Raw genomic sequence first — 11,636 nt, forward strand, 5'->3', positions numbered from 1 at the left:
TACTGATAAATAAAAATCTAGGCGGAGAACAAATAAATCATATAAATCAAACTAAATTTATAGGCTCGATAATCGCAGGCTTTGCCTTAACACAGTTGATTAATAAATTAAGTAATAAAAAAATTATTTTAATTAGCTTATCTTTATTAATTATTTGTACAATAAACCTAATTTTATTGAATAATTATACCCTGATTAAAATTAATTTTATTTTAATTAATTTTGGAATATTTTCATATTTCACCTCTATAACATTAGACATTATTGAGAGTAGCAAAGAAAAGAAATATTTTTTTTTAGCTTGTATATTGTTGTTATGGGCAGCTGGAAACTTAATGGTAGATTTATTAAATCCATTTATAAAACCGACAAATAATACTATAGTAATTTGTGCGTTGTTATATTGCATCAATATTCTAACAGAATTTCTGCATTATAATCCTACATCTCATAAATTAAATTTAAATTCAAAATTCTCATCCTTAATAAAAAATGTCGAATTACAATTATTGACAGGCTTCGTAGTTGCTTATGTTACCTTGGATATATTATGGTATTATGAAGCTTTCGCATTAAAGAAAGAATTAGCATTAATTAATTTACGACTCATACTAAAATATATTTTCCTAGCAATCTGTTTTTCTATAATTCCTATATGCTACATCTTAAGCAAAGTAAATAAATATTTGGCTAATTTATCACTAACTATAATTTTACTCATCTGCTTTATTTTACTACCGCTTCATGGAACTAGTAAAAACCTTAATATATTATATATAATACTAATCGGTAGTTGTTTAGGATCCATTTATATTTGCAATATTTTAATATTAATTGATAAATTTAGAGATTACGAACTCAGAACAGCTTTGTTTTCATATTTTTCAATGTGTAGCATAGGTATATATGCCGGAGCTTTATCATCTCATGTACCTTACGGCACTATTAACGGCAGTGATTTCTTATTTTCTGTTTTTGCTGTAGTCGGTAGTTTTGTGGCTTATCATTTTTGGTATTTTATTAAGTATAAATTGTATAAATTTTAATGTCACCCCGTGGCTTGACCACGGGGTCCAGAAATATAATTTAAACTAATAATAATTTTAGTATTTTAAACTAGATGCCGTGGTCAAGCCACGGCATGACAAGCGTGATATGAGTATATGTGTAATATTTTGTAACATAATATAGCTTGTATAATTCGGCATAAAATATTAATATTTTAAATATATTTTTTATAGCCTCGCATGCAGCAAAGTACATTATTAAAACCGGTTAGTTGTTACGGGATCGGTGTTCACTCAGGAAAACGTACACAGTTAACTCTAGAGCCTGCTAAAGAAAATACCGGCATTATCTTCATTAGAACCGATATATCTTCCGAAATGAACTATATTGAGGCTAGTTATTTCAACGTCTCTGATACTTTATTATCCACCACTATAAGCAATGATTATAAAGTTCAAGTTTCAACAATTGAACATTTAATGGCAGCACTTTGGGGATGCGGAATCGATAACGCAATTATTAAAATCGATGGTCCTGAAGTACCAATCATGGACGGCAGTAGTAAACCTTTTGTGTTTATGATTGAATGTGCAGGAAAAAAATTACAAAATGCTCCTAAAAAATATCTGAAAATTTTAAAAGATATACAGGTAGTTCATAAAGATTGCGAATTATATTGCACTCCTTCTAGTCATATGACTGTAGATTTAACCATTGATTTTAGCAGTAAGGCTATAGGCAAACAAAATCTAAGTTTTTCAGACCAGGAATCTTTTACTAAAAATATTGCAGATGCCCGAACTTTTGGCTTTATGGAACATCTTAATTATTTGCAAAGCAAAGGACTTGCCCTAGGTGCTTCATTTGAGAATGCGATAGGAATAGACGAGCAAGATAAAATCTTGAACCCAAGCGGCTTGCGTTATAAAGATGAATTTGTTCGCCATAAATTATTAGATTTATTCGGCGATTTATATACCAGCGGTACTAACATTGTAAGTGCAATTAATGGCTATAAAACCAGCCATGCTCTTAATAATGAATTATTGCATAAAATATTTAGCGATACTACCTCTTACAAATTTGTAACTAGCAGTGAGTTATAATAATCATTTCATATTGTTAAATTTCGTTTCCTTTTTTGCGTCACTTTTGACCTTACACTTTGTGTCTTTTTTGTTTCAGCATTATTAACTTTATCTTTATCCATAGCTTTAGTTAAAGGGCTATATCCTTCGGCTTTACTAGGATTTTCATAAAATGGATTCATTACATTTTTAATATCTTTAACATAACTCTCTTTTCTATTATCCATTGTTATTTTATTTTTTCTAAAAAATTCTTCTAAACCGTTTCTTTTTATTTCAAAATTAAAACTGCCTCTTATTTCTCGAAATTTTTGTATTTTTTGGTCTTTATTCATACTCCAATAATTCTTATCCGTTATTAATTTTTTTAAAGCTAATGTTTGTAATACTTGACTCTTAGTATAATTCTCTAATTGTTCTAAATTTTCATATGTGGGAGTATCTTATTTTTTATATTCTTCATTTATATTTAATTTAAATATTGCTTTTATTTCTATTTTCTCCTTTTCAGTAAGACCGTCGATAATTAATGATGCGGTCGTAACTATGCCGTAACCCGTAGCTTTTAATATATCAAGCACATTACCGCTAGCACCTTTGATAATAGAAGCAGCCAAATTTGCGGCTCCACCTATATTATTTCTAAATATTCGTCCTGTACTTTTCAATTTATTTACATTTAACTGATACTTATCTTGAGTAGAATCCTTACCTGCCGTTTGCGGCGTATATAATTCATTTTTCAAAATATCTTTTAAGCTTGGTTCTAATGATAATATATAATCTTGCTGACTTTTAGCATTTCTGTTATGTACTAATAAATTATTCTCTTTATGAAGTTTACGCAAACTATGCACTTTTAAAGTCTCGTTTATAGCTTGAATTCCTACGCTAACACCTGAAACAACAGCTACAGCTATAATTATCGGTGATATAGGAGTAAAAAGTCCGGAAACTGCAATTGCTATAGAAGCTACGGAAACTGCATAACTTAAGCTATTACTAAATAATATTTTACCTATTTTGCTTTCTCTAAAACTGGTCCAATAAGATTTCAACTTATTAAATATTTTTCTAATACTTGATTTTTTTGAATCAGACATTTATTTTTTTCTCCAAAGAGCAAATATTTTTATAAATTTTTCTTTTATTTATTTAATTAACTTCTCTTGCAACTTAAATTATAGTATAAATTCTAATAAAAAAACAAAATAAATGTCTGGAAAAGAGTTAAATAAAATTGTTGCAGCCATCTTATTTGCTAGTTTAATTGCTATGATGGTTGGGTTTGTTGCCAATATACTGTATAAACCTAATTTACAAACTTTGCATCGCGGTTACAGCGTTGCAGTTCACGAATCATCAGAAAATCAAGGTACTACGGCACTAGAGCAAGCACCAGTAAATATACCGGAATTGATGAAGACTGCTAACGCCGATAACGGCCGCGCGATAGCAAAAAAATGCTTAATGTGCCATTCTCTTGATAAAGACGGTCCAAATAAACTAGGACCTCACTTGTGGGATGTAGCTGGTCGCCCTAAAGCAAGCCTAACAGACTATAAATACTCCCCTGCTCTATCAAAACTTGGCGGCGTATGGGATGATGATAGTTTATTTGCTTTCTTACATAAACCAAGTAGCTATGTACCGGGAACTAAAATGTCCTTTGCCGGTATATCAAAACCGCAAGACATAGCTGATGTAATATTATTTTTAAAAACTTATGTTCATGATAAATAATTACCTTACAGAAATATGGTTAATAATCGGCATAATTTGTGTAGCTATTGAATTTTTTGCAGCTCCAAGTATCGGGTTCTTATTTTTTGGGTTTGGAGCATTATCAAACACTCTTGTGGTATATAACTATCCTCTAGTTAGCTTAACAAATCAAATAACGATTTTTGGTATGTTATCGCTTATTTGGTTTTGCATATTATATTATCCTCTTAAAAAATATGTTTATAATAAAACTGATAAAACAGAAAATTACTCGGATATGATAGGCAAAGCGGTAGAGGTTTATAGTTCTACCGTCTCTTCTGATACTATGGGGCAAGTAAAATGGTCCGGTGCTATTATGAATGCTTATCTTATACCAAACGAAATCGATGCAAAAACAGGCGACCGACTCTTCATCACCGAAGTCAAAGGAAATATACTAATTTGCTCTAGACAGAAATCTAATACTAATTCTTAGCAATGTCATTCCTCTCTGTCATCTCGTGATTTATTCTATAGTACCAGACAATTTTTATTCTATGTCATTCCCGCGCAGGCGGGAATCCAAAAAAATAAGTATAAATACAGCAAATTTTTGAAATTAAAAGCTCGATGTATCTCGCTTTATGCTGGATTCCCGCCTGCGCGGGAATGACATTGAGTACACTTTTTGAGCCATGCAACAACGCTGCGACTGAAAGGAGCGTGGCAATCTCATGAAATAATACTTCTGAGATTGCTTCGTCAAAATTTTCAATTTTTCCTCGCAATGACGATTTGATATCTCTCCAATAATCTCTAAACATTCTCCTTAAACCAATCAAAAGCTTTCTTAAAGAAGCCGCTATTTTCATCAAATCTAATATGAGCAAATTCTTTTTGCTGTTTTAGTGCATGAATCTTTAGCATCCCTATAGTTGCTGAGTACATCGCCGGATTATAATCCTCTGTAAAACCGGCAATAATCTCCGGTTTACCAATCCTGCTCTGTTTTTCAAAAATTTTATTTGAAAGCTCTTTAAGTCCTCTAAGCTGAGACCCACCGCCGGTAATTACAACTCTAAAAACTTCAACCTGCCCTTTTGTCGCTTTATCATATTCAGCTTTTACCATTGATAATATTTCTTCGGCTCTTGCTCTTATTACCTCAGCCAATTTATAAATTGTTACGGAAATATTTAAATTATGATGAGTATCAACTTGAAAATCATCCATATTTATAATGCTATCTTTTTCAAATAAAGGTATAACTGCGTTACCGTATAAAATCTTTAATTTCTCTGCCGTAACAAGATCAATACCGAAAACTTTAGCAATATCCGAGCTAATATGAAAACTACCTATATTTACATGCCCCGTATATATTAATTTACCTGCAAAAAAAATACCGAGAGAAGTAGTTTTGTCGCCCATATCGATGATAAGCGAACCAAGATTTTTTTCGTCATTCGTAAGACAAGCTATAGCAGAAGCATAAATTGCTAGAGTAATATTTGTGACTTCAACATGACATTTAGCAAAACATTGTACAATATTTGATAGCATATTTGAACTAGCTGCCACAATATGCAATTCGCAACTAAGTTCTCTACCATACATACCTATAGGGTTTTCAACTGAATTATTATCAAGGGTAAACTCAAGAGGAAAATAATGAATAATTTCTTGGTTTTTAACTTTAAATTCAAGTAATGCTTTTTGTAGTAATTTTTTAATGTCTTGCTGCGTTACGGTTTGACCGTTAACTTTAATTGTATAATTTATATAATAAGATTTAGTATCCGCACCTGATAACGATAATATAACTTTTTTTATATTTTTACCGCAATCTTTTTCAAGTGCATAAATTGCGGAAACAATACTAGTTTCAGCATTTTTTAAATCTGATATAGCTCCTGATTTAATACCTTTAGAATGATGCAAATTTTGGCTTGCTACTTTAATTTCACCTTTTTTACTAATATAGGCAGCAATGACAGCAATCTTACTACTGCCGAAATCAAGTGTCACAAAATTTGATATTTTCTCTTTCATTTTTTTATGTTTGTTATTCCAAAAACGTCATTGCGAGAAGAATTACGTAGTAATTCGACGAAGCAATCTCAGGATGCTTGACAAGATTGCCACGTCGAAACTACGTTTCTCCTCGCAATGACGATTCTCAGTACTTCTCTATATAGTACTTATTCCTATCTCTCAAATCCAAAACCTTATAATTTTGGTTAAATAGCTTGTTAGCTTTATTGAGTGCATCAACATATTTTAATGCTTCTTCAAAATCTTTTTCAGGTAACTTAATACTTATATTACCTTTAAGGTTTAAATCCCATCTTCTATCTCCGAGTCTTATAGCAGCTGAAGTTTTATTCATTAATGCTGGATATTTCTGTAGCTCGCTTACTAATTTACCTGCATATATATTTGCCCCTTCCCCTACAACATGTAATAAATGAGGAAAAGGCTGAATATTTTTACTAATTTCGTAACCTTCTTCATCAACCAAGAAAAGCTGATTATTGATTTGCCAAATAGCAATAGGTTCTCTTTCAAATAACTTGATATATATCGTATTTGGTAATCTTCGACCGACATATACTTCCTTAATCCATTTATTTTTCTTTAAATTATTTCTAATTTCGTCTAATTTAAGAGCAAAAATAGGACTACCGTTGCTTGCATTTAAAACCTTTAATATTGTAGGCTCATCGACATTTTGCTGTCCTTCAATTATAACATTCTCGAGTTTAAAACCAAGTTTTGTCGTTGTTTGATATATATTTGTGGTTAAGTAGGTCTTGAGAGAAGCAAAATATTTTGTAAAAGCAAACAAACATATAAAAATAATTAAAGCAATTTTAACTACTAATATTGTTTTTTTATAAATTAACCCTAATTTTCGGCGTAATGAGATATTATTAGCTTTTTTTGTCTGTTTTTTTTTATTTGAGCTTGTTTTTTTTCTCATGATTCAAAGCTTGCCGTCTTTATAATTTCTTCAATTAAGTTAGTAAAATTTATCCCTGCATAAGCTGCAATTTCCGGCACTATTGATAAAGGTGTCATACCCGGGTGAGTATTTATCTCCAAAGCATATAATTTGTTTGTTTGGTCTTCTAAAATAAATTCTGCTCTAGCAGGACCTCGGCAGTTCATTGTTTTATAAATTTTTTCCGATTCTATAAGCACTTTCTCATATAAATCAGCCGGTAGCGGAGCAGGACATAAATGTTCGGCAAATCCTTCGGTATATTTAGTTTCATAATCATAGAAACGATTCTTTAGTAATTTAATCTCTAAAGCTCCTAAAGCCTTGCCGTTTAATACCGCTATTTGCAATTCTCGTCCTTTTATATATCTCTCTATTACTACCTGATCACCATAAGGAAAATCATAATCGGCAAAATTAAAATTATCTTCCTCAAATATCACTTCAACACCGATACTTGATCCTTGCGTAAGAGGTTTGACCACATATGGTCGCTTCATAGGATCGCCCCCTATATTATCGCTTTTACTTACTACAATATTCTCTGCCATATTAATATCATTCGTTAAAAACCAGCTCCTAGAATGTATTTTATCAAATGCTAAAGCTGAAGATAACACCCCGCTATGAGTATAAGGAATCCGCATTATATTAAGCAGCCCGGGCAAGCAACCGTCTTCACCGTATGTACCGTGCAGGCAATTAAAAACAATATCAGGTTTTATTTCTTGTAATTTAACTGCAATATCCCCTCCCATATCGATAAAGGTTACTTTATATCCTAATTCAATTAAGGCTTTACTAACTCCTTCAGCTGACACCAAAGATACTTCACGCTCGGCAGACATACCGCCCGCAACTAACGCTATATGCTTTTTACCATTACTACTTAATGTTTTGACTACAGAGTGTTCCACCCAATCTGTTTGATATTTCATATTATTTGCTTTTATTATTTGTCATCCCGCGACTTGATCGCGGGATCTTGTATCAAAGGCTGTCTCCTGAGATCCCGCGATCAAGTCAGCGTTGTTGCATGGCTCGTTTTATGTCATTCCCGCGTAGGCGGGGGAATCCAGTAAAACACATAAAAACAAGTTTTTTATGTGTTTATTTTGCCAAATATGTAACTTCTGTATCAATATTGAAGTTATTTTTCTGAATCCCCGCCTCCGCGGGGATGACATAGAGTAGGTTTTTCGAGCCATGCAACAAAGTCGCGGAATGACACAAACCCTCATCGCGACTTCCCTATTCTCTTAATCTCCCACTCTAACTTAATGCCGCTATCTTCAAATACTTTTTGCCGGACGAAATCACCTAAATCTTCTAAATCCTTAGCAGTAGCATCACCGTTATTAATCATAAAATTACAATGAAGCTCCGACATCGAAGCACCGCCTATTCTATAGCCTCTAAGTCCTGCTTTGTCAATAAGTTCCCAAGATTTAAGCCCCTCAGGATTTGCAAAAGTACTACCGCCTGTACGCTCTTTAATAGGCTGCGTCGATGATCTTGCATTATTTATTTCATTCATCCGTAATAATATATTTTCACTATCGCCTTTATTTACTTTAAAAACAGCTTTGAGAATAATTAAATCCTTTGGTAAATTATTACTACGATATTTAAAACCGATTTCTTCGTTAGTAAATGCTTGAAAGTTTCCTGCAAAGTCAATCGCTTCTATTCTAACTATGATGTCTTTAAATTCAGAGCCGTAAGCTCCTGCATTCATAGCAATACCGCCGCCGATAGTACCTGGAATACCTACTAAAAACTCAAAACCGGAAATAGAATTTGCTTGACAGAATTTTGCTAAATTATAATTAAGGCAGCTACTACCTACTACCAAATGATTATCATCTATAAAATCAATATTACTAAAATTCTGACCAAGTTTTATAACAACCCCTTCTATGCCGCCATCTCTTATAATAATGTTTGAGCCCGCTCCAAAAGTAGTTATAGGTAATTTTTGCTTATTTTGTATTAAGAAACTTGCTAAATCTTCGCTATCTAAAGGTTTAAAGAAAATTTCGGCATTCCCGCCTACTTTAAACCATGTTAAGTGTTTTAAATTATAGTCCTTTTTATACTCACCTTTTATTATCGGTAAAATTAACATATCTTTACTGTTATCTTTTTTCTTGTGTGACGTTGTTAGAAGTCGTCATTGCGAGCAGCCGTAGGCTGCGTGGCAATCTCAGGAATTTTGTACTGTTTCATGAGATTGCCGCGTCGAGGCTTTGCCCCTCCTCGCAATGACGACTTGGCATACTCAAGTACGAGAGGACAACTTCCTATCTAATTCATTTGCAAAACTTGAAATATTACCTGCTCCCATCATAATTATCATATCACCTGCATCTGCGTTACTTATAATAATTTCCACCGCATCATCTAGTTCTGCTAGAAAATTTGCCTTATCGTGATGCTTATTCTTAGTAATCTTATCAACTAAACTTTGTCCTGTAACTCCTTCTATAGGCTCTTCTCCTGCGGCATATATATCGGTAATATAAATCATATCCGCATCATTAAAGCAAACCATAAAATCATCAAATAAATGCTGCATCCTTGAATATCTATGAGGCTGAAAAATAGCAATAACTTTACCGTTTTGTTTATTTGCTATATTTTTAGCCGTAGCAAGCGTTGCTTTGATTTCCTCAGGATGATGAGCATAATCATCAATAACCACCGCACTATTATATTCAGCTACTTTAGTAAATCTCCTCTTCACTCCTTTAAAATTATTGAAGCCGTTTTTAATAGCTTTAATACCGAAATCTAATTCTATCCCAACAGCGATTGCAGCAAGACTATTTAAAATATTATGTCTTCCGGGCGTTGGAATAGTAATTTTTTCAATAATCGTTGTACCTAGTACATTTGGTAGACTAATTTTTACGTCAAAAGTAGAAGAGGCAATATCAGTGTTAATATTAAATGCTATAATATGAGCATCTTCCGAATCGATTCCGTAAGTAACAATCTTCCTTTCGGTAATATCATCTACTAACTTACGAACTATTTTATGATCGATACAGCAAACTGCAAAACCGCAAAACGGCAGATTGGTAATAAAACTTTTAAAAGCACTAATTAATGTTTCAAAATCTTTATAATAATCTAAATGTTCTGGATCAATGTTAGTTATTATCGCAATAGTTGATGGAATATGAATAAATGTCGCATCAGATTCATCGGCCTCCGCAATTAAATAATTACTTGAACCAAGATATGCATTAGTCGATCTATTATTGATAATCCCGCCGTTAATAACCGTAGGGCATAAACCGGCTGCCTCAAATAAACAAGCAACTAAAGAAGTAGTAGTGGTTTTACCGTGCGATCCCGAAACTGCTACGGAACATTTTAATCTCATAAGCTCAGCGAGCATCTCCGCACGTCTAATAATCGGGATTTTACGTTCTAACGCTTCTTTTATTTCAGGATTATCTGGGTTAATTGCCGATGAAATAACGACATACGAAACATTAGTAATATTTTGCTCAGCATGTCCTAAAAATATTTTAATACCATAGACTGCAAGCCTTTTAGTATTATAATTTTCTACTAAATCAGAACCTTGTACTTTATAGCCTAGATTATGTAATATCTCGGCTATACCGCTCATTCCAACACCACCGATGCCTATAAAATGTATAGTTTCTAAAGTTTGATTAGTTTTTTTTAATTCAAGTAACAGCATCTAAGTTTAATCATTTAAAGTTGAGTTCTGCATAAAGGTTTTTATGTAGGCTGTCAAGTGTTAACTGTGTCATACCGCGACTTGATCGCGGTATCCAGCTTAAACGTTGATATTAAAAGTTATTTTTATGGATACCGCGATCAAGTCGCGGTATGACATCGATCCTATCAAACTTTGCTTCGGAATAGAAATTCCCTTGTAGCCCACCGACTTTTAGATCAATTAAAAATTTAGCTATTTCTCCGTTCTCTACAAACTCAGCTACCGTTTCAATATTTAAATCTTCCGAAATCTTAATTAATCTTTCTATGAAATACCTACTTTGTACATCACTTGTAATACTACGTACATATTTACCGTCAATTTTGATAATATCGATAGGTAAACTTTGAAGCTGTTTAAAAGAAGTAAAACCAGAACCAAAATCATCTAACGCAAACTTACATCCGTATTTGCGAAGCTTATTAATAAACAAAGTTATTTTATCGTAATTCTCGTTAAAAGAAGTTTCTGTAATTTCAATAATTAAGCGATCTCGAACATTATGAGTTTTTAATAAGTTTTCCGCTATTTCCCATAAAGCTTCATCGCTCGTTCCTATATTTGAAATATTAACGGCTAACATTAAGTTTGGATTGCGGGCAAGTTCGTTAACAGTCATTTTCAAAACAATTTGATCAATTATAAAAATTAATCCTTTATTTTCAGCAATAGGGATTATCGGACCTACGGAAATATAAACACCGTTCTCATCAGGTATACGAAGCAGACATTCATAATAATGAATCTTCATAGTATTGCGATCTATTATAGGCTGATAAGCAAATCGCATAGTCTTTTTTGCTAAAGCATTCCTTAGCAAATTAAGCAAAATGTTAGATTTTCTTATATTTTCTAAATCATGTTCTGTGCTGCTATATTCACGGTAATAATAATTATTATTTTGTGAAAGTAACATATTCAAGGTTTTTTCAATTTCCCCGGCATTATTACTTACTTTTGGGAATTTAATACTAGCAATATAACAATTCATATAAACTGCCGGCTTCTGTTCATTAATATAAAGCTGCGAAAACAAATATAATTTCCTAGCAAAATTTTTAATTAAGTC

11 protein-coding genes and 1 pseudogene are annotated in these 11,636 nt (G+C 32.4%); 4 read left to right on the plus strand and 8 right to left on the minus strand.

Going from position 1 to position 11,636, the window contains the following annotated elements:
- Both AC1Z7D_RS03580 and lpxC read left to right on the plus strand, forming a co-directional pair.
- On the plus strand, positions 1-1,046 hold a 1,046-nt coding region (locus tag AC1Z7D_RS03580; protein ID WP_482602046.1), incomplete at its 5' end, for a hypothetical protein.
- A 201-nt stretch (positions 1,047-1,247) separates the two neighbouring features.
- Positions 1,248-2,114, plus strand: a complete 867-nt coding sequence (lpxC, locus tag AC1Z7D_RS03585) for a UDP-3-O-acyl-N-acetylglucosamine deacetylase (protein ID WP_482602048.1) — start codon at positions 1,248-1,250, stop codon at positions 2,112-2,114.
- 8 nt (positions 2,115-2,122) lie between these two features.
- Here the strand turns inward: lpxC and AC1Z7D_RS03590 are convergent.
- Positions 2,123-3,199: pseudogene (locus AC1Z7D_RS03590) on the minus strand (hypothetical protein).
- Positions 3,200-3,311: 112 nt separating this feature from the next.
- Between AC1Z7D_RS03590 and AC1Z7D_RS03595 the strand changes: the two are divergent.
- The gene (locus tag AC1Z7D_RS03595) at positions 3,312-3,839 is read left to right on the plus strand and encodes a c-type cytochrome (protein WP_482602050.1); all 528 of its coding nucleotides are present in this window, start codon (positions 3,312-3,314) and stop codon (positions 3,837-3,839) included.
- Complete coding sequence (locus AC1Z7D_RS03600) at positions 3,823-4,299, plus strand: NfeD family protein (protein WP_482602052.1); 477 nt, start codon at positions 3,823-3,825, stop codon at positions 4,297-4,299. Before AC1Z7D_RS03595 ends, AC1Z7D_RS03600 begins: the two co-directional genes overlap by 17 nt.
- Before the next feature lie 64 nt (positions 4,300-4,363).
- On the opposite strand, the gene AC1Z7D_RS03605 is transcribed toward AC1Z7D_RS03600, so the two are convergent.
- From AC1Z7D_RS03605 to AC1Z7D_RS03635, 7 genes are all read right to left on the minus strand, one after another.
- Positions 4,364-4,627 (minus strand): hypothetical protein, encoded by a 264-nt coding sequence (locus AC1Z7D_RS03605; protein ID WP_482602054.1) that lies wholly within the window; start codon positions 4,625-4,627, stop codon positions 4,364-4,366.
- Entirely contained in the window at positions 4,620-5,855 is a 1,236-nt protein-coding gene (gene ftsA, locus AC1Z7D_RS03610) for a cell division protein FtsA (RefSeq protein WP_482602056.1), read from the minus strand. The genes AC1Z7D_RS03605 and ftsA overlap by 8 nt, the downstream gene beginning before the upstream one ends.
- A 127-nt stretch (positions 5,856-5,982) precedes the next feature.
- Positions 5,983-6,786, minus strand: coding sequence for a cell division protein FtsQ/DivIB (locus tag AC1Z7D_RS03615; RefSeq protein ID WP_482602058.1), 804 nt, complete (start codon positions 6,784-6,786; stop codon positions 5,983-5,985).
- On the minus strand, positions 6,783-7,745 hold the full coding sequence (locus AC1Z7D_RS03620) for a D-alanine--D-alanine ligase (RefSeq protein WP_482602060.1): 963 nt from the start codon (positions 7,743-7,745) through the stop codon (positions 6,783-6,785). Before AC1Z7D_RS03620 ends, AC1Z7D_RS03615 begins: the two co-directional genes overlap by 4 nt.
- A gap of 299 nt (positions 7,746-8,044) precedes the next feature.
- Positions 8,045-8,935: a UDP-N-acetylmuramate dehydrogenase gene (murB, locus tag AC1Z7D_RS03625; RefSeq protein ID WP_482602062.1), complete on the minus strand. Its 891-nt coding sequence runs from the start codon at positions 8,933-8,935 to the stop codon at positions 8,045-8,047.
- Positions 8,936-9,088: 153 nt separating this feature from the next.
- Positions 9,089-10,525, minus strand: coding sequence for a UDP-N-acetylmuramate--L-alanine ligase (murC, locus tag AC1Z7D_RS03630; RefSeq protein WP_482602064.1), 1,437 nt, complete (start codon positions 10,523-10,525; stop codon positions 9,089-9,091).
- A gap of 112 nt (positions 10,526-10,637) precedes the next feature.
- On the minus strand, positions 10,638-11,636 hold a 999-nt coding region (locus AC1Z7D_RS03635), incomplete at its 5' end, for an EAL domain-containing protein (RefSeq protein ID WP_482602066.1).

It is taken from the genome of Rickettsia sp., from assembly GCF_965035265.1.